Origin of the sequence: Streptomyces durmitorensis, assembly GCF_023498005.1 — a bacterium.
Taxonomy (GTDB): domain Bacteria; phylum Actinomycetota; class Actinomycetes; order Streptomycetales; family Streptomycetaceae; genus Streptomyces; species Streptomyces durmitorensis.
This window is the reverse complement of record NZ_CP097289.1, coordinates 3,314,521-3,338,474: the sequence shown is the minus strand read 5'-3', so window position 1 is coordinate 3,338,474 and position 23,954 is coordinate 3,314,521. Positions and strand designations below refer to the sequence as shown.

Annotated in this window: 24 protein-coding genes; 15 read left to right on the top strand and 9 right to left on the bottom strand. The window is 70.1% G+C overall.

What is annotated here, in order from left to right; translation table 11 throughout:
• Positions 1 to 30: 30 nt before the first annotated feature.
• The gene (gene meaB, locus M4V62_RS14715; RefSeq protein WP_249587711.1) at positions 31 to 987 is read left to right on the top strand and encodes a methylmalonyl Co-A mutase-associated GTPase MeaB; all 957 of its coding nucleotides are present in this window, start codon (positions 31 to 33) and stop codon (positions 985 to 987) included.
• Between the two features lie 271 nt (positions 988 to 1,258).
• On the opposite strand, the gene M4V62_RS14710 is transcribed toward meaB, so the two are convergent.
• Positions 1,259 to 1,954, bottom strand: coding sequence for a PepSY domain-containing protein (locus M4V62_RS14710; protein ID WP_249587710.1), 696 nt, complete (start codon positions 1,952 to 1,954; stop codon positions 1,259 to 1,261).
• A gap of 145 nt (positions 1,955 to 2,099) precedes the next feature.
• On the opposite strand from M4V62_RS14710, the gene M4V62_RS14705 reads away from it, so the two are divergent.
• Both M4V62_RS14705 and M4V62_RS14700 read left to right on the top strand, forming a co-directional pair.
• Positions 2,100 to 2,795, top strand: coding sequence for a response regulator transcription factor (locus M4V62_RS14705; protein WP_249587709.1), 696 nt, complete (start codon positions 2,100 to 2,102; stop codon positions 2,793 to 2,795).
• A complete protein-coding gene (locus M4V62_RS14700; RefSeq protein WP_249587708.1) occupies positions 2,792 to 4,228 on the top strand; it encodes a sensor histidine kinase in 1,437 nt (478 codons plus the stop codon). Before M4V62_RS14705 ends, M4V62_RS14700 begins: the two co-directional genes overlap by 4 nt.
• Before the next feature lie 3 nt (positions 4,229 to 4,231).
• Here M4V62_RS14700 and M4V62_RS14695 read toward each other — a convergent pair whose 3' ends face one another.
• From M4V62_RS14695 to M4V62_RS14680, 4 genes are all read right to left on the bottom strand, one after another.
• Positions 4,232 to 4,708 (bottom strand): MarR family winged helix-turn-helix transcriptional regulator, encoded by a 477-nt coding sequence (locus M4V62_RS14695; protein WP_249587707.1) that lies wholly within the window; start codon positions 4,706 to 4,708, stop codon positions 4,232 to 4,234.
• Between the two features lie 120 nt (positions 4,709 to 4,828).
• Complete coding sequence (locus M4V62_RS14690) at positions 4,829 to 5,617, bottom strand: AIM24 family protein (protein ID WP_249592836.1); 789 nt, start codon at positions 5,615 to 5,617, stop codon at positions 4,829 to 4,831.
• Positions 5,618 to 5,637: 20 nt separating this feature from the next.
• On the bottom strand, positions 5,638 to 6,288 hold the full coding sequence (locus M4V62_RS14685; RefSeq protein WP_249587706.1) for an AIM24 family protein: 651 nt from the start codon (positions 6,286 to 6,288) through the stop codon (positions 5,638 to 5,640).
• A gap of 1 nt (position 6,289) precedes the next feature.
• Positions 6,290 to 6,928 (bottom strand): AIM24 family protein, encoded by a 639-nt coding sequence (locus tag M4V62_RS14680; protein ID WP_249587705.1) that lies wholly within the window; start codon positions 6,926 to 6,928, stop codon positions 6,290 to 6,292.
• A 168-nt stretch (positions 6,929 to 7,096) separates the two neighbouring features.
• Between M4V62_RS14680 and M4V62_RS14675 the strand changes: the two genes are divergently transcribed.
• The 7 genes from M4V62_RS14675 (at position 7,097) to glxA (ending at position 14,039) form a co-directional block, all read left to right on the top strand.
• Complete coding sequence (locus tag M4V62_RS14675) at positions 7,097 to 7,441, top strand: DUF3817 domain-containing protein (RefSeq protein ID WP_249587704.1); 345 nt, start codon at positions 7,097 to 7,099, stop codon at positions 7,439 to 7,441.
• Positions 7,438 to 7,731, top strand: a complete 294-nt coding sequence (locus M4V62_RS14670) for an MTH1187 family thiamine-binding protein (RefSeq protein ID WP_249587703.1) — start codon at positions 7,438 to 7,440, stop codon at positions 7,729 to 7,731. Before M4V62_RS14675 ends, M4V62_RS14670 begins: the two co-directional genes overlap by 4 nt.
• Positions 7,732 to 7,879: 148 nt before the next feature.
• Entirely contained in the window at positions 7,880 to 8,572 is a 693-nt protein-coding gene (locus tag M4V62_RS14665; RefSeq protein ID WP_249587702.1) for a hypothetical protein, read from the top strand.
• Positions 8,572 to 9,255, top strand: a complete 684-nt coding sequence (locus M4V62_RS14660) for a DUF4166 domain-containing protein (protein WP_249587701.1) — start codon at positions 8,572 to 8,574, stop codon at positions 9,253 to 9,255. The genes M4V62_RS14665 and M4V62_RS14660 overlap by 1 nt, the downstream gene beginning before the upstream one ends.
• Entirely contained in the window at positions 9,252 to 9,884 is a 633-nt protein-coding gene (locus M4V62_RS14655) for a TetR/AcrR family transcriptional regulator (protein WP_249587700.1), read from the top strand. Before M4V62_RS14660 ends, M4V62_RS14655 begins: the two co-directional genes overlap by 4 nt.
• Positions 9,885 to 10,241: 357 nt before the next feature.
• The gene (locus M4V62_RS14650; RefSeq protein WP_249587699.1) at positions 10,242 to 12,071 is read left to right on the top strand and encodes a glycosyltransferase family 2 protein; all 1,830 of its coding nucleotides are present in this window, start codon (positions 10,242 to 10,244) and stop codon (positions 12,069 to 12,071) included.
• Positions 12,072 to 12,074: 3 nt separating this feature from the next.
• Positions 12,075 to 14,039 carry a radical copper oxidase GlxA gene (glxA, locus tag M4V62_RS14645; RefSeq protein ID WP_249587698.1) on the top strand — a complete coding sequence of 655 codons (1,965 nt, stop codon included), beginning with the start codon at positions 12,075 to 12,077 and terminating at the stop codon, positions 14,037 to 14,039.
• Positions 14,040 to 14,046: 7 nt separating this feature from the next.
• Here glxA and M4V62_RS14640 read toward each other — a convergent pair whose 3' ends face one another.
• Both M4V62_RS14640 and M4V62_RS14635 read right to left on the bottom strand, forming a co-directional pair.
• Complete coding sequence (locus M4V62_RS14640) at positions 14,047 to 15,075, bottom strand: glycoside hydrolase family 6 protein (RefSeq protein ID WP_249587697.1); 1,029 nt, start codon at positions 15,073 to 15,075, stop codon at positions 14,047 to 14,049.
• A 91-nt stretch (positions 15,076 to 15,166) separates the two neighbouring features.
• On the bottom strand, positions 15,167 to 16,153 hold the full coding sequence (locus M4V62_RS14635) for an ArsR/SmtB family transcription factor (protein ID WP_249587696.1): 987 nt from the start codon (positions 16,151 to 16,153) through the stop codon (positions 15,167 to 15,169).
• A 73-nt stretch (positions 16,154 to 16,226) separates the two neighbouring features.
• Here M4V62_RS14635 and M4V62_RS14630 point away from each other — a divergent pair, with 73 nt between their 5' ends.
• From M4V62_RS14630 to M4V62_RS14610, 5 genes are all read left to right on the top strand, one after another.
• On the top strand, positions 16,227 to 17,636 hold the full coding sequence (locus M4V62_RS14630) for an MFS transporter (protein WP_249587695.1): 1,410 nt from the start codon (positions 16,227 to 16,229) through the stop codon (positions 17,634 to 17,636).
• A gap of 10 nt (positions 17,637 to 17,646) precedes the next feature.
• Positions 17,647 to 18,159: a MarR family winged helix-turn-helix transcriptional regulator gene (locus M4V62_RS14625; RefSeq protein WP_249587694.1), complete on the top strand. Its 513-nt coding sequence runs from the start codon at positions 17,647 to 17,649 to the stop codon at positions 18,157 to 18,159.
• Between the two features lie 142 nt (positions 18,160 to 18,301).
• A complete protein-coding gene (locus M4V62_RS14620) occupies positions 18,302 to 18,634 on the top strand; it encodes a DUF3817 domain-containing protein (RefSeq protein ID WP_249587693.1) in 333 nt (110 codons plus the stop codon).
• 223 nt (positions 18,635 to 18,857) lie between these two features.
• The gene (gene icmA, locus M4V62_RS14615) at positions 18,858 to 20,558 is read left to right on the top strand and encodes a coenzyme B12-dependent isobutyryl-CoA mutase large subunit (RefSeq protein WP_249587692.1); all 1,701 of its coding nucleotides are present in this window, start codon (positions 18,858 to 18,860) and stop codon (positions 20,556 to 20,558) included.
• A 212-nt stretch (positions 20,559 to 20,770) separates the two neighbouring features.
• Entirely contained in the window at positions 20,771 to 21,829 is a 1,059-nt protein-coding gene (locus M4V62_RS14610; RefSeq protein WP_249587691.1) for an alpha/beta fold hydrolase, read from the top strand.
• 32 nt (positions 21,830 to 21,861) lie between these two features.
• Here M4V62_RS14610 and M4V62_RS14605 read toward each other — a convergent pair whose 3' ends face one another.
• A complete protein-coding gene (locus M4V62_RS14605; protein ID WP_249587690.1) occupies positions 21,862 to 23,250 on the bottom strand; it encodes a sensor histidine kinase in 1,389 nt (462 codons plus the stop codon).
• Complete coding sequence (locus tag M4V62_RS14600) at positions 23,247 to 23,951, bottom strand: response regulator transcription factor (RefSeq protein ID WP_249587689.1); 705 nt, start codon at positions 23,949 to 23,951, stop codon at positions 23,247 to 23,249. Before M4V62_RS14600 ends, M4V62_RS14605 begins: the two co-directional genes overlap by 4 nt.
• Positions 23,952 to 23,954: the final 3 nt, after the last annotated feature.

The following is a 23,954-nucleotide window of genomic DNA, read 5'->3' as shown; positions in this document are numbered from 1 at the left end:
TCCCTACGTCTTGGAACGGAGCTGTCTGACATGCAGGACGTCCCCTCCCTGGTGGCACAGGCCCGCGAGGGCAGGCCACGGGCCGTGGCCCGGCTGATCTCACTGGTCGAGGGGGCGTCACCGCAGCTCCGCGAGGTCATGGCGGCGCTGGCTCCGCTGGCGGGCCATGCGTACGTGGTGGGCCTCACGGGATCTCCCGGTGTCGGCAAGTCGACTTCGACGTCGGCGCTCGTGTCCGCGTACCGCAGGGCGGGCAAGCGGGTCGGCGTCCTGGCCGTCGACCCCTCGTCCCCCTTCTCCGGGGGCGCGCTGCTCGGCGACCGGGTCCGGATGTCGGAGCACGCGTCCGACCCCGGGGTCTACATCCGCTCCATGGCGACGCGCGGCCACCTCGGCGGCCTCGCGTGGTCGGCCCCGCAGGCGATCCGTGTCCTGGACGCGGCGGGCTGCGACGTCATCCTGGTCGAGACGGTCGGCGTGGGCCAGTCCGAGGTGGAGATCGCCTCGCAGGCGGACACGTCGGTGGTGCTTCTCGCCCCCGGGATGGGGGACGGGATCCAGGCGGCGAAGGCCGGAATCCTGGAGATCGGCGATGTGTACGTCGTGAACAAGGCGGACCGGGACGGCGCGGACGCGACCGCGCGCGAGCTGAACCACATGCTGGGGCTCGGGGAATCGCGCGGCGCCGGTGACTGGCGCCCGCCCATCGTGAAGACGGTGGCCGCACGGGGCGAGGGGATCGACGAGGTCGTCGAGGCCCTGGAGAAGCACCGGGCGTGGATGGAGGAGCGGGGGGTCCTCGCGGAGCGTCGTGCGGCGCGGGCGGCGCGGGAGGTGGAGACCATCGCGGTCACGGCCTTGCGGGAGCGTATTGCTGATCTCCATGGTGATGCGCGGCTGTCCGCTCTGGCGGAGCGGATCGTTGCCGGGGAGCTGGACCCTTACGCGGCGGCGGATGAGCTGGTGGCCAGCCTGACCTCGGGGTGAGGGCCTGGATCGGCTCGGTGAACCGGTGGGTTCACGGATCCCCCGCTTCTGGTGGCCCCGCAGCCGAACGAGCCGCCGCTTCGCGGCGAATCTTTCCCGCCCACCCACCCGTTACTCCGGGGTAATCGGGTGGGTGGGCGGGAAAAATCGCCGCGAAGCGGCGGTTCAGGCTGTGACGGGCCGGCGAAGCGGCGGTTCAGGCACACGCACGACGCGAGCCGGCCCCGCAGGACATTCCTGCGGGGCCGGCTCTCCGGGGGGACGGGGCCAATTAGTCGTCGGAGCCGTCAGCGTCGTCGTCGTCCGAGTCGTGGTCCGAGTCGTCGTGGCTGTCCGACTTGTCGGCCGTGACCTTGCCCGACTGCAGGTCGACCTTCCAGTCGGACTCCGCACCCTTGGAGTTGGACGTCTCCGCCTCCCAGGCACCGGCCGCACCGTCGTCGTCCAGGTCCACGGACGTGACCGTGCCCTTGGCCGCAGCGGCCTCAGCCGCGTCCTGCGCCGAGGTGGACGCACCGTTCAGGGCGGCGGCCACGCGCTTCGCGTCGCCGTCCTCGTCCTGCTCGGTGTGCGAGCCAAGGACCTTGCCCGTGCCGGGGTCGACCTGCACGCTGTGCCAGGTGCTGCCCTTGCCGAGCACGTCGACGTCCCAGACCAGGCCGCCGTTGTCCTCGTCGTCCAGCTCGGCGGAGACCGCCGTACCGGACTGGTTCGCGAGGGCCGCCTTGATCGCGTCGGCCGCGGTCACCTTGGCGGCCTTCACCTCGGTGGTGTTCTCCTTGGCGTCGTCGCGGTCGTCGTACCGGTCGTCCCGGTCGTCGTCCCGGTCGTTGTCCTTCAGCTGAACGCTGGACTTCTTGGCGGCAGCCGACGACTCGTCGTCGCCGGAGGCGGCGAGCGCTGTCGCCGTGCCGCCCCCGACCAGGGCGATGGCCGCGACAGTGGCGATGACGATGTTGCGCTTCATAAGGGGTTCCTCCCGAGACGGTGGCTGTGCGGCCCGGGGGCCGCTGCCGTTCGCTTTCGACAAGAACCAATCTGGCTGAGCGATGCTGAAGCCAGCCTGAAGCCGCCTGAAGAACTCTTCAGGTTCGCTCTGTCACCCTGAACGCATGCGCCTGTTGATCGTGGAAGACGAAAAGCGCCTCGCGCTGTCCCTGGCCAAGGGCCTGACGGCCGAGGGCTACGCCGTGGACGTCGTCCACGACGGCGTCGACGGGCTGCACCGGGCGAGCGAGGGAACGTACGACCTGGTCATCCTCGACATCATGCTGCCCGGCATGAACGGCTACCGCGTCTGCTCCACCCTGCGTGCCGCGGGCCACGACGTACCGATCCTGATGCTCACGGCCAAGGACGGCGAGTACGACGAGGCGGAGGGGCTCGACACGGGCGCCGACGACTACCTGACCAAGCCCTTCTCGTACGTCGTGCTCGTTGCCCGTGTGAAGGCGCTCCTGCGCCGCCGCGGCAACGCGGGTCCTTCCCCGGTCCACACGCTCGGCGACCTCACGGTCGACACCGCGGCGCGCCGCGTCTTCCGCGGCAAGGACGGCAAGGACGGCAAGGACGGCGAGGGCAGTGAAGTGACGCTCACCGCCAAGGAGTTCGCGGTCCTGGAACAGCTCGTCCTGCGGGCGGGCGAGGTGGTCTCCAAGGGCGACATCCTGGAGCACGTCTGGGACTTCGCCTACGAGGGGGACCCCAACATCGTCGAGGTCTACATCAGCGCCCTGCGGCGCAAGCTGGGAGCGCCGCTCATCAAGACCGTGCGCGGCGCCGGATACCGCCTGGAGGCCCCCCGATGAGGCGCTTCTTCAGTTCCGTACGGGCCAGGGCGACCCTCGGCGCCTCCCTCGTCGTCGCCGTCGCGCTGGTCGCCGCCGGAGCCGCCGTGCTGCTCTCGCTGCGCGCCAATCTGGTGGACCAGGCGGGCGGTCAGGCCGAGTCCTCCGCCCGCGGGGTGGCCTCGCAGCTCGCCGCGAACAAGGCGTACGGCGAGCTGGACCTGGACGACGAGGAAACCCCGGTCCAGGTCGTCGACGGCGACAAGCGGCTCGTCGCAGCCAGCGAGGAGCTGGAGGCCATCAGCGGCACGGCGACCGACGCCGTCAAGCCCCGGCCCGCGTCCACCACGCCGCCCGCCAAGGGTGACGACGATGACGACGACGAGAGCGAGGGCGAAGCGCTCGAAGCCGGGGAGATCTCCGATGACCGGCCGCGCCTCACCACCGGCTCCGCCACCGTCGACGGCGAGACGGAGGACTACCGCTTCGCCGCCGTCGAGGTGAACGTCGAGAACAAGGGCGACCTCACCGTCTACGCGGGCGCGTCCCTCGCCGCCCAACAGAGCGCGGTGTCCACGGCGTTGACGTCCATGCTCATCGGCTTCCCGCTGCTCCTTGCCGTCATCGCCGGGGTGACCTGGCTGGTGACGCGGCGCGCACTGCGCCCGGTGGACGCGATCCGCTCCGAGATGGCGGCCATCACCGCGTCCGAGGACCTCGCGCGCCGCGTGCCCGAGCCGGACACGCACGACGAGATCGCCCGCCTTGCCACGACCACGAACGAGACGCTCGCCGCCCTGCAGAGCTCGGTGGAGCGCCAGCGCCGCTTCGTGGCCGACGCCTCGCACGAACTGCGCAGCCCCATCGCCTCCTTGCGCACACAGCTCGAAGTGGGCGCGGCCCACCCGGAGTTGCTGGATGTGGACGGTGCGGTCGAGGACACCGTACGACTTCAGGAACTGGCCGCCGACCTGCTTCTCCTGGCCCGCCTCGACGCGGGGGAGAAGCCGGGCGGGGGACACGTGGACCTGGCGGCGCTGGCCCGTGAGGAGCTCTCGCAGCGCACACGGGACCGTGCCGATGTCCGCATGGATCTGAAGAACGTCGAAGTCGTCGGCTCCCGGAGCCAGTTGGCGCGCGTGCTCGGCAACCTCGTGAACAACGCGCAGCGTCACGCGCGCTCGCACGTCACGGTCGCCACCCGCGCCGAGGGCCCATGGGCGGTCCTTGAGGTCTCCGACGACGGGGACGGCGTACCGGAGAGCGAACGCGACCGGATCTTCGAGCGCTTCGTCCGCCTCGACGACGCCCGCACCCGGGATGACGGCGGGGCGGGTCTTGGCCTCGCCATCGCGCGCGACGTCGCCGCACGCCACGGCGGGACCCTCACGGTCGAAGAGGCCCCCGGTGGGGGAGCGCTCTTCGAGCTCAGGATCCCTGCCGCTTCCCGGTGAGGGTCAGGGCTTGCCCCGCTGGGCGCGGAGGTGTTCCGCGATCGGCGTCAGGGCCTTGTGGAGTTCGCCGAGCGCCTCGGGTGAGATCAGGTCGACGAAGTGCTGGCGGACCGAGGCCACGTGGTGCGGGGCGACCCGCTGCATGGTCTCCATGCCCTCGTCCGTGAGGACGGTGTAGAGCCCGCGCCGGTCGGACTCGCAGTTCTCCCGGCGGACCAGGCCCGCGTTCTCCATACGGGTGATCTGATGGGACAGGCGGCTCTTGGACTGCAGTGTGGCGGCCGCGAGATCGCTCATACGCATCCGCTTCTCCTCCGATTCGGAGAGATGCACGAGGATGTCGTAGTCGTTCATGGTCAGGTTGAACGGCTGGAGGTCTTTCTCGAGCTGATATGTCAGCATCCTGTTGACCTCCACGTGGGTGCGCCAGGCGCACTGTTCCTCGTTGGTCAGCCACTGCGGGGCCGTATCGGTCTCCATGGAATCGATTCTACCTAAGAAGTTGAAAGGTGAACGAATGTCGGTGTGTGACACGCGCCTCTCACCCCCCAGGTGACAGAGGGGCACAGACGTTCGCCGTCACACTCCGCAGACTACCGCTCACAGGCCGAAGCGACGCTGGAGGTCCCCCAGTTGTCCGGGAAGGCGCGGTTGCCCCGGCTGCTGCCCGTGTTGACCCGGTGCGCCCTGGCCCCCCGGCACGCCCGCCTGCTGCGGCACCGCACCCATCGCCTGCTCGGCCATGAGCGCCTCCGAGGACTGCAGGAGCACCGTGCCCGCCCCCACGAACTCGAACTGGTGCTCCTCGCCCGAGGTGCCACCGATCCCGGTCAGCGCCCGTACGCCCCCGATGACTCCGGTCAGATATCCGTGGTCGTAGTGATGGCAGGGCGAGGGGCAGTCGGCCCAGCCCACCAGGGCCTGCGGGTCGACCCGGATCGGCGGCTCCATGAACACCACGGGGCCGTTCGAAGCGGCCACGAACTTTCCGGTCCCGATCAGGGTCAGAAAGCCCGGAACGATGGATTGCTTCAGCGCGAGAGTTGGCTGAAAAGCGAGGAGGTTGCCCGAGCGAATGGTGAGGTTGCCGTCTTCGAGGTCGTACGAATTCACGTCGAAGGCCCGGTCGGCGAGGAGCATCTTGCCCTGGCCGTCGGCCACGACCCAGTCGCTCGCGTGCAGGGGCGAATGAAAACTCGTGCGCACCAGGCGGTCCAGGCGGCCGTGCCCGATGCCGTTGAACTCGATCGACCCGTAATAGGCGATCATCTTCCCCTTCTGCAGGAACCACTGGCTCCCCTTGAGCTCCACGCAGAAGGTGTACGCGTTCACGCTGTCGTCGCTCGGCAGCGTCATCGGGTCGAGGGCCGCGGGCGCTCCCGCGGGCATCGAGGGGTTCACACCGGGATTCACAGCTTCTCCTCCGACGCCTGGACGTACACCGCACCGCTTCCGGACAGCTCCAGCTGGAAGGCCTCGCCCGAGCCCCGCCCCACCATGTCGCGCCAGCCGAGCGCGGTGGAGAGCTTGTTGCGTACGTCGCCGTGGTGCGCCACATACGCCTGCGGGTCCACATGGACCGGGCGCTGCGGGGTGATCGGCACCTCGATGACCCCGCCGTGCGCCATGACGGCGACCGCGCCCTGGCCCTTGAGGGTGGTCGTGAAGAGGCCCTGCCCTGTGACCTGGCCGCGCACCATGCCCATGACGCCGCCCTGCGAGCCCATGAACATCGTGCCCTGCTGGAGTGTGCCGTCGAAGGCGAGCAGTCGGTCCGCCTCCACATAGAGGGTGTCCCCGGCGAGGGTGATCACCTGGATGTGGTGGCCGCAGTGTCCGAACAGGACGGTGCCGCTGCCCTCGACGGTTATCAGGGGGGTCGCCTCATTGGCGATCCGGCGCCCGAGCATGGAGGCCAGGCCGCCCTGCCCGCCCTGGATGTTGGGGGTGAACGCGACGTCTCCCTTGTAGGCGAGCATGGCGCCGCGCTGGCTGAACAGGCGCTGGCCCGGAAGGACGGTCGCCTCGACCATCTTCGAGTTGATCTCTCGGAAGGGCATGTCAGACGTCCCCCGCGATCGTGGTCCGCTCGCTGGGCTGGACATAGACGAGTCCCTCGCCCTCGAAGCGGATCTGGAAGGCTTCGCCGCCGCCCTCGCCGAGCAACGTACGGAAAGTGACGCCCGACTGGAGGTTCTGGCGGAGGTCTCCTTGATGCGCGACATACGCCCCCGGGTCCACCGTGAGGGGATACTGCCGGCTCACGCGCAGGACCACCGCGGGGCCGTCGGACATGATCGCCGCCTGGCCCGAGCCCTCGACGGTCGTGGTGAACAGGCCGTTGCCCTGTGAGGCGCCGCGCACGCCCGTGAAGTGGGTGCCGGTGTGCAGGCCCGCGTCCGTGCACAGGAGATTGCCTGCCTCGACGAAGAGCTTCTCGCCGCGCAGCTCCACGAGGTTGATCTCCGTGGCGCGGTCGGCGAACCAGCATGTGCCGTGCCCCTTCACCTCCATCACCGTCATCTGCTCGCCGGTGAGGCGGCGGGTCACCATGCCCCGCACGCCCTCGCCGCCGCCGGTCATCTTTTTGAAGGCCATCTGGCCGTCGTACGCGACCATCGAGCCGTTCTTCGCCTTGACGGCGTCGCCGGACATGTCCACGGCGAGCACCCTGCTGCCTTGCAGTCGGAACGTTGCCACGTATCGACGGTAGCCGTCGGATATGGGGTCGGAACAGGGCATCGGCCCCTGAGCGAACCCGGAGAACACCCCGATGTCACAATGGGGGTCGCTTGTGCGCGCATTCACAAGATCGATGCCGTCGAGCGGCCCCGCCCCTCGCTCCCGCCCTCCCACCGAAGGTGATCCGTGGACATCAAGACCGCTTCCGCACTCCGCCGCCTCCGCCTGGTCTCGGCCCCCGAGGCCGTCTCCTTCCTGCTCCTGATCATCTGCTCGGTGCTCAAGCGGACCACGGACTTCAACGCCGTGCCGGTGATGGGCATGGTCCACGGCGTGCTCTTCATCCTGTACGTGCTGTTCTGGCTCGACGCCTGGAACCGCACGAAGTGGAACGTGAAGACGGCCGCTCTCTACTTCATCCTCTCCGTCCTGCCGGCCGGCGGTTTCTTCGCCGAGCGGAAGCTGAAGCGTGAGGCCGAGGCCGCCGTGATCGCGTCGCGCGCCCGCCGCGAAGGTGTCGTGAGCGCATGATCGTCGCCTTCTCCGTGACGCCGCTGGGCGTCGGCGAGGACGTGGGCGAGTACGTCGCCGACGCGGTCCGCGTCGTCCGCGAATCCGGCCTGCCCAACCGGACCGACGCGATGTTCACCTCCGTCGAGGGCGAGTGGGACGAGGTGATGGACGTCGTCAAGCGCGCCGTCGCCGCGGTCGAGGCGCGGGCGCCGCGCGTCTCCGTCGTCATGAAGGCGGACATCCGCCCCGGGGTGACGGACGGGATGACATCGAAGGTCGAGACGGTGGAGCGGCACCTTTCCGAGTAGCCGCGCACAGCCGCCTCCTGTACGGAGAGAAGCCCCCGCCGGAAGTCGGCGGGGGCTTCTTCTTGTACGCGGACTTGAGCGAGTGCTCAAAAGTATCTACGATCCTCTTGAGCACTCGCTCAAAACCGCACTGACATGGGGGTATGTCGTGAGCCTGTACGTCGAAGCGCGTATAGACGCCGACCTCGACGAGCTCTGGGCACGCACCCAGGAGCCGTCCCAGCACCAGCGCTGGGACCTCCGCTTCACCGAGATCGACTACCTTCCGCAGGTGCCCGGCGAGCCGCAGCACTTCCGGTACGGCACGCGCGTACTGCCCTTCCTCACCATCGCGGGCACCGGGATCTCCGCCGGCGAGAAGCGCCGCGAGGACGGCACCCGGACATCGGCGCTGCGCTTCTCCTCGCCGCACCCGCTCTCGTTCCTCCAGGAGGGCTCGGGCTACTGGCGCTACGTCCCCGCCCCGGACGGCGGCATCCGCTTCCTCACCGGCTACGACTACCGGCCGCGCTGGGGCCGCTTCGGCGCGCTCGCCGACCGGCTCGTCCTGCGCCCCCTGATGGGCTGGGCCACGGCCTGGTCCTTCGACCGGCTGCGCCTCTGGCTGGAGCGGGGGATCACGCCCGAGCGCCAGCTGCTGCACGGTCTCGCCGAGGTGGCCGTGCGCGTCGGGTGCGTGGTCGCGGCCGTCGTCGCCGCCCCGATGGTGGCACTGGCGACCCTGGCGCTCGCCTTCGTCCTGCCGCCCCTGCCGACGACACCGGCGGCGCGCCGCTGCCTGCGGAAGCCGCCGCCACGCGCGCGTGCACCGCGCGTCCTGACGACCCTCCAGGAGCGGTGATGCAGCCGTCGATCTTCCGCACGGTGATGGGATCCGACTTCGACCGCCTGCACCCCCAGCTGCAACGCCGCTTCTCCGTGGGCCTGGCGAGCGGCGAGGCATGCACAGGACGGGGGGTCATGGACCGGATCTGGCACGGCGCGGGCTTCGTGAAACCGTTCCTGGCGCTGGGCGGCACCCGCAACATCCTCGTCCCGCGCGCGGGACGCGATGTCCCCTTCACCATCGAGAACGTGCCGTACGCCGACACGTTCGGCCGTGAGACGGTGAGCTTCGTGCGCACCTTCGATCTTCCCGGCCGCTCGCGCCGCTTCGACGCCCAGATGGTCCTCGGTCCCCAGGGCGACCGGATCCTCGACTACCTCGGCACCCACCAGCACCTCGCGAGCGATCTCCACCTCCGGGCGGAGCCGGACGGTTCCCTGCTGATCCGCTCCGGAGAGCACCGATTCCGGGAGGGTCCTGTGGACGTCAGGGTCCCCGAACTGATCGGCGGGGACGCCGAGGTGCGGGAGTCGTACGACGACTCGACGGGCCGCTTCCGTATCCGGGTCCGTGTGGTGAACCGGTACTTCGGACCGCTCTTCGGGTACGAGGGTTCCTTCACGGCGGCGTACACGGACGTCCGTGGCTGTGGCGTGCGCCCGGGGCTGCGGCCCGTCCGTGAGGAGGCGAGGGCGTGAGCGCCGACACGAAGCAGAAACTCCTCGAAGGGGCCCTGCGCACGCTGACGGAGCAGGGCATCGCGAAGACGTCCGCCCGGACGATCGCGGCTGCCGCCGGGGTCAATCAGGCGCTGGTCTTCTACCACTTCGGATCGGTCGACGAGCTCCTCGCCGCGGCCTGCCGCCACGGCTCGGAGCAGCGGGTCTCCCGCTATCGGGAGCGGCTCGACGCGGTGTCCTCGCTGGCCGAACTCCTCGAATTCGGGCGCGAGATGCACGAGGAGGAGCGGGCCGCGGGACATGTGGCGGTCCTCGGCCAGCTCCTGGCCGGGGCGCAGACGCAGCCGCGGCTGGCGCCCGCGACGGCCGCGGGCCTCGCCCTGTGGATCGAGGAGATCGAGAAGGTCCTGGTCCGGGTCCTCTCGGCGACGCCGCTCGGGGAGTTCGCTGACCCCGTGGGGCTTGCGCGGGCCGTGGCGGCGTCGTTCGTGGGCATCGAGCTGTACGAGGGCGTGGACGCCGCCGGTGCGGGCAGGGCGCTGGATGCCCTGGAGCAACTGTCCGTCCTGGTGACGGCGGTTGAGAATCTGGGGCCGCTTGCGCAGCGGGCCATGCGGCATCGGCTGCGGCGGGCCAAGCAGTCCTGAGCCTTTTCCTCGGGGTGCCCTTGCCCGGCGGTGGGCCCTCCGGACGGGCCTCTCCCTCCCGCCCGCCCGATTGCCCCGCATCCGACTCCGGGCGAACAAGCTCTCCCGCCCACCCACCCGATTGCCCCGTGGTGCCAAGAGGGAGGCGCGGCAGTGGGGTGGGCGGGAGGGAGGGCGTACGTACCAGCCCCGCATCCCCCAGCGTCTCCCGCAACCGCAGCCAAACCGCTCACCCTAAAACCGCCCGCTCGGACGCACCCGGTTCGACACGCCGAAGAAACTCCCCTTTTGTGTGGGTATCGGCTTGTTCGCACCTGAACCTGCCATTACCAGATCACCCAAGACCTGGAGGGCGCTGTGCGGCCGGAGGGCTACGACTACGACACCCACAGCACACTCGCCGGACCGCTCACCGAGCCGGACGGCGACGGCGGCAGCAGTGATCGCTATCGGGTGCGGTACAGCAAGCTGCTCTCCCGTGAGCCCCACCGAATACGAGCCGTCATCCTCATGACGCTCGCGCCCGTCCTCACCGGTCTCCTCCTCGTCTACCTCGTCTGGCCCACCCACTGGACGCAGCGCGAGGGCGCCGACCGCTGGCTCATCGGACTCGACGTCACGATGCTCGTCGCGATCGGGCTCATCGAGCTCTTCATGCTCGTCAACGTCATCTCGATCGCCCACGCGACGATGGTGGCGAGGGACCCGATACCGGTCACCCCCGAGCCCGGCACCCGCGTCGCGTTCCTCACGACGTACGTCCCCGGCAAGGAACCCCTCAGCATGGTCCGCGCCACCCTCGAAGGGGCCAAGCGGATACACCACACAGGACCCCTCGACGTCTGGCTCCTGGACGAAGGGGACAGCGAGGACGCCAAGGCGCTCTGCGGCGAACTCGGCGTCCTCCACTTCACCCGCAACGGTGTCCCCGAGTGGAACCGCAAGAAGGGTGTCCACAAGGCCCGCACCAAGCACGGCAACTACAACGCCTGGCTCGCGATGCACGGCGGCGACTACGACTTCTTCGCCTCGGTGGACACCGACCACGTCCCCCTCCCCAACTTCCTTGAGCGGATGATGGGTTACTTCCGGGACGAGGACGTGGCGTTCGTCGTCGGGCCCCAGGTCTACGGGAACTACGACTCTCCCGTCACCAAGGCCGCCGAGTCCCAGCAGTTCCTCTTCCACGCCCTGATCCAGCGCGCCGGCAACCGCTATCGCGCGCCCATGTTCGTCGGCACCAACAACGTCGTACGCATCCAGGCGCTCCGTCAGGTCGGCGGCCTGTACGACTCCATCACCGAGGACATGGCGACCGGCTTCGAGCTGCACCGCCACAAGAACCCCCTCACCAGGAAGCACTGGCGGTCCGTCTACACCCCGGACGTGCTCGCCGTCGGTGAGGGGCCCGCCTCCTGGACGGACTTCTTCACCCAGCAGATGCGCTGGTCGCGCGGGACGTACGAGACGCTGTTCAAGCAGTACTGGAAGGCGCCGTTCACGATGCCGCCAGGACGGCTGTTCTCGTACACGATGATGCTCGTCTACTACCCGATGACGGCCGTCAACTGGCTTCTGGGTGTGTTGAGTTGTGTGCTCTTCCTCTGGTTCGGGGCCTCCGGGACCCAAGTCGCTGCCTCCGTCTGGCTTATGCTCTACAGCGACGCGGCAGCCCTCCAGGTCGGGCTCTACCTCTGGAACCGCCGCCACAACGTCTCCCCGCACGAACCGGAAGGCTCCGGAGGCCTCGCGGGCATGGCGATGTCCGCGCTCTCCGCGCCCATCTACGCCAAGTCGCTCGGCGCCGCCGTCCTGCGCCGCCCGAGCCGCTTCGTGGTCACGCCCAAGGGCGGCGACGCCAGTCCGGACCGGGTGATGACCTTCCGGATCCATCTCTTCTGGGCGGCGGTGCTCGCCAGTTCGCTGGCCGCCTCGTTCGTGCTCGGCCACACCCACGCGGCGATGCGCACCTGGGCCGTCCTCGCGATGGTCATCTCGCTCGCGCCGATCGCGATCTGGAGCTTCACGCTGGTCAAGGAGCGCAAGGAAAGCAAGGTGCACGGCGAGGCCCGCCAGAGGGCGCGGCAGCGCGGCAGGCAGGACGCGGAAGGCCTGGGCGCACCGGGCGGCGCGGACGGCGAGCCGGAGCCGGCGTTCGCCACCGGTACGACGACAGGAGGGAACTGACCCATGGCTTACCGGCCCTCTAAGCGGACCAAGAAGACGCTCCTCGGAGTCGGTGCGGGCGCTCTGCTCGTCGGACTCAACGCACCGGCGGCACTCTCCTTCGCCGAGGAGAGGTACTACGCGTACAAGATCGCCCAGCCCGGCTACAAGGCGAAGTACGGCTCCTGGAAGCAGATCGGCATCCCCGACGAGTACCGCACGAACGCCATCCACGCCGCGCTCCTGCACACCGGCAAGGTCCTGATCGTCGCGGGCTCCGGGAACGAGCAGAAGAAGTTCGACAAGGGGTCGTTCGACACGATCCTCTGGGACCCGAGGACGGACACCTTCAAGAAGGTCGCGACCCCGGAGGACTTCTTCTGCTCGGGGCACGCCCAACTCCCCGACGGGCGCCTGCTGGTGGCGGGCGGCACGGCGCGCTACGAACTCCTCGACGGAGAGATCAACCGCGCCGGCGGCGGCATGCGCGTCAAGAACGAGAACCCCGACAAGGCCATCGTCCTCAAGAAGGGCACCCGTTTCCGCTCCCCGTCGGGCGTCGAGTACGTGAGCAAGTTCGACGTCAACGTCCCCAAGGCCAAGCGGGACTACAAGATCACGTACAACAAGGCTGGTGTGATGCAGCCCTGGAAGACGACGGTCAAGGCGAGCGAGTCCCGCGTCTTCGTCGAAGCCGCGCAGGAGGGCGAGGAGTTCGTCAACGAGAAGTCCGCGCAGTACGAGATCGAGGGCCTCACCGGCAAGGACGCGGACAACGCCTACGGGATCGCCGAGAAGATCACCATGGACAAGCAGGACTTCCAGGGGATCAAGGCGGCGTACGAGTTCGACCCGAAGGCCGAGAAATACGTCCCCGTGGAGCCGATGGAGAAGGCCCGCTGGTACCCCACGCTCGTCGGTCTCGACGACGGCAAGGTGCTCGCCGTCTCCGGCCTCGACGACGTGGGCATGATCGACCCGGGCGACAACGAGATCTACGACCCGAAGACGAAGAAGTGGACCAACGGCCCCAAGCGCTACTTCCCGACCTACCCCGCGCTCTTCCTCACCAAGGGCGGCAAGCTCTTCTACCCGGCGTCGAACGCGGGCTACGGGCCCGCCGACAAGGGGCGTGACCCGGGCCTGTGGGACCTGAAGACCAACAAGTTCGAGAAGATCCCCGGCCTCGTCGACCTCGACCAGACCGAGACGTCCGCGTCCGTCCTGCTGCCCCCGGCGCAGGACCAGAAGGTGATGATCCTGGGCGGCGGAGGCGTCGGCGAGTCCGACAAGGCGACCCGGCGCACGGCCGTGGTGGACCTCAAGGAGGACAGCCCCGCCTTCAGGACCGGGCCCGAACTCCCGCAGGGCACGCGCTACTTGAACAGCGTGATCCTGCCGGACGACTCGGTGTTCACGTCCAACGGCTCCAAGGACTACCGGGGGCGCGGCGGCAGCAACATCCTCAAGGCGCAGTTCTACGACCCCAGGACGAACAGCTTCCGCGAGGCGGCGTCCCCCAAGGTGGGCCGCAACTACCACTCGGAGGCGCTGCTCCTGCCCGACGGACGGGTCGTCACCTTCGGCTCCGACCCGCTCTTCGACAACCAGGAGAACACCAAGCTCGGCCACTTCGAGCAGCGCATGGAGGTCTTCACGCCGCCCACGCTGCACAAGGCGGGCAACAACCGTCCGGTCCTGGGCGAGGGCCCCGAACAGCTGGCGGCGGACGGCCGCGCGACGTTCCGCACGAAGACCCCCGACAAGATCGCCTCGGCCCGCCTGATGCGTCCCAGCGCGGTGACGCACACGACGGACGTCGAGCAGCGGTCGATCGCGCTCGGCCTCACCAAGGGCAAGGGCGAGGTGACGGTGGACGTACCCAAGGGCGACACCGCTCTGGTGCCGCCCGGCTGGTACATGCTCTTCGTGACGGACCAGGACGGCACGTCGTCAGAGGCGAAGTGGATCCACGTCGGGCAGAAGTGAGTGCCGGTCAGGTGGCCTTGGCGTTGCGCGCGAGACCGAGCGCGTAGTCGGGCCACCACTGGCCCGCCGCCGGGCCGCCGCGGCACGGTCCGTCCGAGTCGCCGGGCCGCTTGATCCACAGGACCGCGTCGAGCAGCGCGTCACCGGTCTTGTCCGTGGGCGGGGTGCCGAGGCCGCGGCCCGGCGGATTGCACCAGGCGTCGGCGCGGTCCCCGGCGAGCGGGCCCTTGCCGTTGCGGCTGGTGTCCATCACGAAGTGCTTGCCGTCGACGATCCCCGAGAGGCTGCGGCCGTACGCCTTGATGGTCTCGTCGCTCTGGAAGTTCGACACGTTCAGCGAGAAGCCGTCGGCCTGGGCGATCCCGGCCTGCTGGAGCGGCTGCGCGAGCTTGCCCGCCTCGGTGATCCAGCTCGGGTTGCCCGCGTCCAGATAGACCTTCGTCCTTGGCTGCTCCTTGAGCCGTTGGATGCCTTTGGAGAGCAGTTGGTAGCGGTCGGCGTGGTACTCGGCGGGGGTGCAGCCGTCCACGATGTGCGGGATCGCGTCCGGCTCCAGGATGACGACGGCCGGGCTCTCGCCGATGGCGCCCGCGAACTTGTCGATCCACTGCCGGTAGAAGTCCGAGCTGTGCGCGCCGCCGGCGGAGTGCTGGCCGCAGTCGCGGTGCGGGATGTTGTACGCGACGAGTACGGCGGTGCGGTCGGCCTGCGCGGCGCCGTCGACGGCCGCCTTGATGTCCGGCACCGGGTCGTCGCCCGCGGGCCACACGGCCATGGGCTGCTCGGAGATCCGCTTCAGGGCGGCGGCGTCCTGGGTGCGGCCTTCCTGCTCCCACTGCCTGACCTGCCGGGCGGCGGCGCTCTGCGGGTCGACCCAGAAGGCGCTCTGCGTCTTCTTCGCGGCCTCGGTGGAGGGACCTGCCTCGGAGGCCGTCCTCTCCTTGCCCTGGGAGCCGGAGTCGGAGGAGCACCCTGCCGTGAGCCCGAGGGCCGTGAGGGCCGTGAGTGCGGTGAACGTACGGACCAGGCGGTGCATCCAGCCCCCTTGGGCGACGGTAACGACGGCAATCGTTACATAAGGGGCCAATCACCCTTGGTTACGACACCGGGCCGGACGCCGGGCGATGTCAGATGCCGCCGCCGCTCGCCAGCGCGATGCCCAGCGGGGTGCGTTCGTAGAGCACCTGGTGCCCGTACCGCCGCGAGACCAGCAGCCCGGCGCCGCGCAGGGCGCCGAGGTGCGCGGAGACGGACGAGGGGGCGAGCCCCAGGCGATGCGCGAGGGCCGAGGTGGTGGCCGGGTCGGTGAGCGCGGCCAGGACGTTCGCCCTGCCTCGCCCCAGGAGCCGTACGAGCGCTTCGGACGTACGGTCGCTCGGCTCGGCCCAGAGGCCGCCGATCCCGCGGGCGGGATAGACGAGGGTCGGCTGCCAGGGCGGCTCGTGGCCGCCCACCACGTCGGGCCAGGTGAAGACGCTGGGCATCAGGACGAGGCCCTGCCCCGCCAACTGCCTTACGTGGTCGCCCCTGCGCGCGACGGTCAGGGTCTCCGCGTCCCAGGCGAACCTCGGGTCGAGCTCGGCGACGAGCGCGCCGAGGCCGACCTCCGCGAGCCGCCGCGAATGGAAGGCGACGTCCGCCTCGAGGAGCGCGCGGAGCCGGGGCCAGTCCGGCTCGACGAGGGTGTGCCAGGCGGCCTCCATGGCGTCGGCGAGATCCCGCACCGCGCGCGCCGGATCGGCGAGCAGCGCGCGCCCCTGCGGCGATTCGGCGGCTCCCGCGGTGCAGGCGAGCGCCCGCGTCAGCTCCTCGCGCGCGGCTTCGGGGTCGGCGGCGCGCACGGCCGCGATCTCCTCCTCGAAGGTGGCGGCGGGGCCGATGGGGGGAGGGCCGATGAAGTCGGGGGAGTAGCCGCGCTGCGGCATCAGCAGCCACAGCGTCCGGAGTTCGAGCCCGGCACTCGCGTCGCGGATCCGCCGGAGCCACTGCGGGTGGTAGCCGTGCCGGTCGGGCCGCTTGAGGGTGCGTACGGCTTCCTGCGTCTCCCACAGCGGCGAGACGGCGAACCGGCACCGCAAGAGATCGTCGGGCCCGAAGTGCAACCGGTCCGGCACGCTCCCGCCCCCCACGATTCGCCTGGAGCCGAAACTCTAGGGCGACCGGCGCGGGCCCGTGCAGGGTGCGGACATGTCCGACGAGCACACCTCAGACAACTGCACCTCAGACAAGTGCACCCCCTGCCCGCACACCTCAGACAACTGCACCTCAGACAAGCGCACCCCCTGCCCGCACACCTCAGACAAGTGCATCTCCGAACCCCCGGGCTACCTCCGCCTCTTCAAGATCCGCGAGTTCCGTGCCGTCTTCCTCGCCCACGCCCTCTCGCTGCTCGGCGTCGTCGTCAGCGAGGTCGCGCTCACCGTGCTCGTGTACGGGCTCACCGGGTCGCCGCTGCTCAGCGCGCTCACCTTCGCGCTGGGGATGCTGCCCTACCTCGTGGGCGGGACCCTGCTGTCCGGGATCGCCGACCGGTATCCGCCGCGCCGGGTGCTCGTCGTGTGCGACGTCGTGTGTGCCGTGTGCGCCGCCCTCATGGCTCTGCCCGTCACGCCCGTCTTCGGGCTGCTCGCGCTGCGGTGCGTCATCGCCGTCGTCTCGCCCGTGTTCAACGGGACGCGGATGGCGACCCTCGCCGACATCCTCGGGGACGGCGACCTGTTCGTCCTCGGGCGTTCCCTGCTGCGGATCGTCTCGCAGAGCTCCGTGCTCGTCGGCTTCGGGCTCGGCGGCGCCCTGCTCACCGTCGTGTCGCCGCGCGAGGCGCTCCTCATCACCGTGGGCACGTTCGCCGCGTCCGCGCTGTTCCTGCGGTGCGGGACGCAGCGCCGGCCCGCGCGCGGGGGCGGCGGCTCCGCGCTGGTGAAGTACTCGCTCGGCGGCGCGCGGCAGGTGCTCGGCGACCGGCGGATCAGGGCGCTGCTGCTCCTCCTGTGGGCGCCGCCCATGTTCATGGTCGCCCCGGAGGCGCTCGCCGCTCCGTACGCCGATCAGATCGGCGTCGGTGTCGCGGGCGTCGGACTCCTGATGTGCGCGCTGCCGGTCGGCACGATCGCGGCGGAGCTGTACGCCGGGTCCGCGCTCTCCGCCACCACCCGGGCCCGCATCGCCCTGCCGCTCGCCTCCTTCACGCTCCTGCCGCTCACGGTGTACGCCGTCACCCCGGGCCTCATGTGGGCGATGCTCGCGCTCGCGCTCGCCGGCGCGGGATCCGCGTACACGCTGGGCGTCGACCGGTGGTTCGTCGACGCCGTGCCCCAGGAGCTGCGCGGGCGGGCCATGACCGTGCACACGGCGGGGCTCATGACGATCCAGGGGATCGGGATGGCGCTCGCCGGGCTCGCGGCGGAGTTCTTCGCGGTGAGCACCGTCGTCGCCGCGTCGGGGGTGCTCGGCACGGTCTGCTGCCTGGTCCTGGCCGCCGAGGTCCGCGCCACGCACCGTACGGACGGCGGAGGGGAAGAGGGTAAACCCGCCAACCTACGGGAACACGTGACCGAATCGCGAGACGGGGCTGACCACCATATGACCGGCGGGTAAGGTCTTTGGCGTGCCGAAGCCGCTCAGCCTCCCCTTCGATCCCATCGCCCGCGCCGACGAACTCTGGAAGCAGCGCTGGGGATCCGTACCGGCCATGGGCGCGATCACCTCGATCATGCGGGCGCACCAGATCCTGCTCGCCGAGGTCGACGCCGTCGTCAAGCCGTACGGACTGACCTTCGCTCGGTACGAGGCGCTGGTGCTTCTCACCTTCTCGCAGGCGGGCGAGTTGCCGATGTCCAAGATCGGCGAGCGTCTGATGGTCCATCCCACCTCCGTCACCAACACCGTCGACCGGCTGGTCAAGTCCGGCCTCGTCGACAAGCGCCCCAATCCGAACGACGGGCGCGGCACCCTCGCCTCCATCACGGAGAAGGGCCGCGAGGTCGTCGAGGCGGCCACGCGCGAGCTGATGGCCATGGACTTCGGGCTCGGGGTCTACGACGCCGAGGAGTGCGCGGAGATCTTCGCGATGCTCAGACCCTTGCGGGTGGCTGCGGAGGATTTCGAGGACAAGGGCTGAGCGGGCGCGTTAGCGTTTGCGCGGGTCAGTACGGTGCTCCCCACCGGTGTGGGGATGGCCCGCATGCGGGTGCAGAGCATGAGCAGCATGATGTGTGATCCCCGTGTACGCGGGGATTTTTCGGACGGTTACGCTCGTAGCCATGAAATCCAGCGTGCTGACCCGCTACCGGGTGATGGCTTACGTCACCGCCGTCATGCTCCTCATCCTGTGCGCGTGCATGGTGGCCAAGTACGGCTTCGACAAGGGCGAGGGCCTGACCCTGGTGGTCTCGCAGGTCCATGGCGTCCTCTACATCATTTACTTGATCTTCGCCTTCGACCTCGGCTCCAAGGCCAAGTGGTCGTTCGGCAAGCTTCTGTGGGTGTTGATTTCGGGGACGATCCCGACGGCGGCTTTCGTGGTCGAGCGCAAGGTGGCCCGCGAAGTCGAGCCGCTGATCGTCGACGGTTCCCCGGCCACCGCCAAGGCGTAAGCGCTCCGCTGGGAAGTGCGGTGATGGACCCGCGGGCCGGTGGGGGCCGGTCGCGCAGTTCCCCGCGCCCCTTACGGGGCGCGGTATCGCGCCCCTGTATGCGTCGAGTCCGCCTGGCCCCTCGCCTCGAAGTGCCGCCACGGACATACCCGTGGCCCCGCTGCGGAGCAGCTAATGTCGCAGCGCCTCGACATTTACTAGGACGTCCTAGTAAATTCGAGGTATGGACGCTGACGCCATCGAGGAGGGCCGCCGTCGCTGGCAGGCCCGGTACGACACCGCGAAGAAGCGCGACGCGGATTTCACCACGCTCTCCGGAGACCCGGTCGAGCCGGTCTACGGGCCACGGCCCGGGGACACGTACGAGGGTTTCGAGCGGATCGGATGGCCCGGCGAGTACCCCTTCACCCGCGGACTGCACGCCACCGGCTACCGCGGCCGGACCTGGACCATCCGCCAGTTCGCGGGCTTCGGCAACGCCGAGCAGACGAACGAGCGCTACAAGATGATCCTGGCCAACGGCGGCGGAGGTCTCTCCGTGGCCTTCGACATGCCGACCCTGATGGGCCGGGACTCCGACGAGCCCCAGTCACTCGGCGAGGTCGGGCACTGCGGGGTCGCCATCGACTCGGCCGCCGACATGGAGGTCCTGTTCAAGGACATCCCGCTCGGTGACGTCACGACGTCGATGACGATCTCCGGACCCGCCGTCCCCGTCTTCTGCATGTATCTGGTCGCCGCCGAGCGGCAGGGCATCGACCCGGCCGTCCTGAACGGCACGCTCCAGACGGACATCTTCAAGGAGTACATCGCGCAGAAGGAGTGGCTCTTCCAGCCCGAGCCGCACCTGCGCCTCATCGGCGACCTGATGGAGCACTGCGCGCGCGACATCCCCGCGTACAAGCCCCTGTCCGTCTCCGGCTACCACATCCGTGAGGCCGGTGCGACGGCCGCGCAGGAGCTCGCGTACACGCTCGCGGACGGATTCGGGTACGTCGAGCTCGGCCTGAGCCGCGGCATGGACGTGGACGTCTTCGCGCCCGGACTCAGCTTCTTCTTCGACGCGCACCTGGACTTCTTCGAGGAGATCGCCAAGTTCCGTGCCGCGCGCCGGATCTGGGCCCGCTGGATGCGCGACGTGTACGGAGCGAAGACCGACAAGGCCCAGTGGCTGCGCTTCCACACGCAGACCGCGGGCGTCTCGCTGACGGCACAGCAGCCCTACAACAACGTCGTACGCACCGCTGTCGAGGCACTCTCCGCGGTCCTCGGCGGCACGAACTCCCTGCACACGAACGCCCTCGACGAGACCCTCGCGCTGCCGAGCGAGCAGGCCGCCGAGATCGCGCTGCGCACGCAGCAGGTGCTCATGGAGGAGACGGGCGTCGCCAACGTGGCGGACCCGCTGGGCGGCTCCTGGTACGTCGAGCAGCTCACCGACCGCATCGAGGCCGACGCCGAGAAGATCTTCGAGCAGATCAAGGAGCGGGGGCGCAGGGCGCACCCCGACGGGCAGCACCCCATCGGGCCCATCACCTCCGGGATCCTGCGCGGCATCGAGGACGGCTGGTTCACCGGGGAGATCGCCGAGTCGGCGTTCCAGTACCAGCAGTCCCTGGAGAAGGGCGACAAGCGCGTCGTGGGCGTCAATGTCCACCACGGCTCCGTCACCGGCGACCTGGAGATCCTGCGGGTCTCCCACGAGGTGGAGCGGGAGCAGGTCAAGGTCCTGGGCGCGCGCCGCTCGGCGCGGGGCGATGAGCGGGTGCGGGGCGCGCTGGACGCGATGGTTGCGGCTGCGCGGGACGGGTCGAACATGATCGGCCCCATGTTGGAGGCGGTTCGGGCCGAGGCGACCCTCGGGGAGATCTGTAATGCCCTGCGGGGCGAGTGGGGGATCTACACCGAGCCGCCGGGGTTCTAGTTCGGTTGCCTGTGGTGCGTGGGGATCTGCGGATCTGTTTTGGCTGGTCGCGCAGTTCCCCGCGCCCCTACGGGGGCGCCCGTCGGGGTTCGGCTGAAAGTTGTTGGTGTCAGATGCAAGGAGCTGGGTAGGCGCGCGCTCGCGTCAGTCCCTCCTTCCCCTGGAGTCACCCTGTGTCACCCGTGAGCCTGCCCGGCCCCACTCGTACCGCTGTGATCGCCATTGGAGCCGCCACGCTCACGCTGCTCGGTGCGCTGACGGTGTACGGCTCCGGTGAGGTGAGCGCGAGCCCGCCGGCCGAGCCGAAGGTCCAGGACACCTTCGACTCGCTGGGCCCGGAGGTGCACGCGGCGAAGCTGTCGAACGGCCGGACGGCCCACTACTCCGACACCGGGAACAAGAAGGGCAAGCCCGTCCTCTTCATAGGCGGCACCGGCACGAGCGCCCGCGCCGCGCACATGACGGACTTCTTCCGCACGACCCGCGAGGACCTGGGTCTGCGCCTCATCTCCGTCGAGCGCAACGGCTTCGGCGACACGGAGTACGACGAGAAGCTCGGCAAGGCCGACTTCGCCGACGACACCCTCGAAGTCCTCGACAAGCTCGGCGTGGACGACGTGAGCGTGATCGCGATCTCGGGCGGCGGTCCGTACGCCGCGGAGCTCGCCGGGCGCGCCCCCGAGCGGATCTCGGCCCTGCACCTCGCGGCGGCCCTGCCGCCCTACGGCGCGAAGCCCGCGTACTGCTCGATGTCCGACGACGAGCTGGCCGACACCGTCAAGGACTCCATCCGGGACCCGCGCAAGTGGTGGGCCTTCCCCGACGACAGCCCCGTGAAGTCGATACCGGGCTTCGCCGACACGGCGTACGAGGAAGGCGCGCGCACCTACAACCAGCGCGGCCAGCAGGCGGACCCCGCGCCGCAGGTGCACGAGCAGAAGCTGTACTGCGGACGGCCGGGCCCGGACCTGAAGAAGCTCGACGCGCCCGTGTACCTCTACGGCGGCGAGAAGGACACGACGGTGCCGCCGGCGACGCTCAAGACCTGGCAGGACGCGCTGCCCGGCAAGGCGAAGGTGCGGACGTACGCGGACTCCGGGCACGACGTGCAGTACCGCCACTGGGACCAGATCCTGGTCGACCTGGCCGGACACGGTGACCGCACGGTCATCTGCCGTGGCAAGCACAGCCGCGTCCTGCCCGCGCGGGAAGCGGACAGCCTCGTTGCCAAGGAGCGGGCCACTCTTGGCAGTTGCGCCTGGTCTCGCTAGCGGTCACCAATGTCCTCAATCGCCGGACGGGCTTAATTCTGGCCCAGCGTCAGTCTGAACAGCGCGCCCCCGCCCGGCGCCCTCTCCGCCGAGAGCTCAGCTCCGTGCGCGTGGGCGATCTGGCGGGCCATCGCGAGACCCAGGCCCGAGCCCGGCAGGGCGCGGGCCTTCTCCGCGCGGTAGAAGCGGTCGAAGACGTAGGGAAGGTCCTCCTCCGCGATGCCGGGCCCGTGGTCGCGGACCGTCAGGGCGGTGGCCGTGAGGGAGGCCTCCACGGGGGTGCCCGGCGGGCTGAACTTGGCCGCGTTGTCCAGGAGGTTGGTGACCAGGCGCGAGAGGCGCGCGGGGACCCCGGGGATGCTCAGGTCCGCCGCTTCCGGGGTCACCTGGAGCGTGAAGGGCACCTGCGGCCAGTGGCCGCGCGCCGCGTCCACGACATGGGCGACCAGGGGAGCGAGCCGTACTTCCTCCAGGAGGGGCTGCGGCTCCTCGTCGCGGGCCAGCTCGATCAAGTCGTTGACCATGCCGGTGACTTCGCGCAGCTGGCGGGCGAGGGCGCCGGACGCCCGTTCGCGCTGGGCCTCGTTCAACCGGTCGGCGCGGGCGAGCAGTTCGGCGTTCGTACGCAGTGCCGTCAGCGGAGTACGCAGCTCGTGCGAGGCGTCGGCGACCAGGCGGCGCTGCGCGGTGACCGACTTCTCCAGCTCGGCCAGCATCGCGTTGAACGAGGCGGCCAGGCGCGTCACTTCGTCCTCGCGGCCCGGTGGCCCCGGCGGCAGCTCGATGCGGTGACGGGCGTCGCGGGTCGCCGCGATGCGTTCCGCCGTGGCGGTGAGGCGGGCGACCGGGGCGAGGCCGGTGCGCGAGACCCAGTAGCCGCCGAGCCCCGACAGGAGCACCCCGGCGCCGCCCACCGCCGACAGGAGCCCGGCGGCCTGCCGCACGCCGCGCTCGGCGATGTCGGCGCGCAGGGCGACCTGGACGGCGTCGCCCTTGCCGTAGTGGGTGGTGTACATCCGGGTCGGCCGCCCCTGGAGCGTGAGGCTCGTGTAGTACGGAGACGCCTTGCCGCCCGCGACCAGCCGCGTGGAGTGGGTGACCGGGAGCAGATAGGGCTTCGACGGATCGTCGGCCGGGTCGGCGGGGACGATCTGCGAGCAGGCGGGGGCGCCCAGGAAGCGGCACTCGCCCGTCACGACGCCCGGCTCGGCGTCGTAGTTCCGCTGCTGGGCGATGAGGGTCGCCGACTGGGCGAGGTTCTGGTCGAGCTGCTGGTAGAGCTTGTAGCGGATGACGAGGAACGCGGCCACGCACACCCCGACCGCGACCAGCGCGACGGCCGCCGCCGCGGCCAGCGCCAGCCGGGTGCGCAGCGGACGCCTGCGCCGCCACCGGGCACCGAGCCTGCGCCGGGCGCTCACGGGCTGCCGAGCCGGTAGCCGACGCCGTGCACGGTGTGCACGAGGCGGGGCTCGCCGCCCGACTCCAGCTTGCGGCGCAGGTAACCGACGTACACGGCAAGGGAGTTGGAGTCGGGCCCGAAGTCGCGTCCCCAGACCGACTCCTGGATGAGCTCGCGCGGGAGCACCTGTCCCGCGTTGCGCAGGAGCAGTTCGAGCAGGGCGAACTCGGTGCGGCTGAACTCGACCGCGCGGTGGCCGCGGCGGCCGGTGCGGGTCGCCGGGTCCAGGACGAGATCGGCGTACGCGAGGTCGTCGCCGTCGGCGGGGGAGCGCTGCTCGGGTGCGGCGCGGCGCAGGAGGGCGCGGACGCGGGCAACGAGCTCGTCCAGGGCGAAGGGCTTCACCAGATAGTCGTCGGCGCCCGCGTCGAGGCCGTCGACGCGTTCGCTGACGGAGCCGAGGGCGGTGAGGACGAGGACCGGGGTGCGGTCGCCGATGGCGCGCATCTGGCGGCAGACGGCGAGGCCGTCCATCACCGGCATCATCACGTCAAGGACCACGAGGTCCGGCTCCCACCGGGCGATGGCGCCGAGCGCGCGGCTGCCGTCGGCGGCGCCGCGGACGGAGTGGCCCTCGATCGTGAGGGCGTCCTCCACCGCCGCGCGGACTTCCGGGTCGTCGTCGACCACGAGGATCTTGGGCGCGGGGGGTGTGGTCACGCC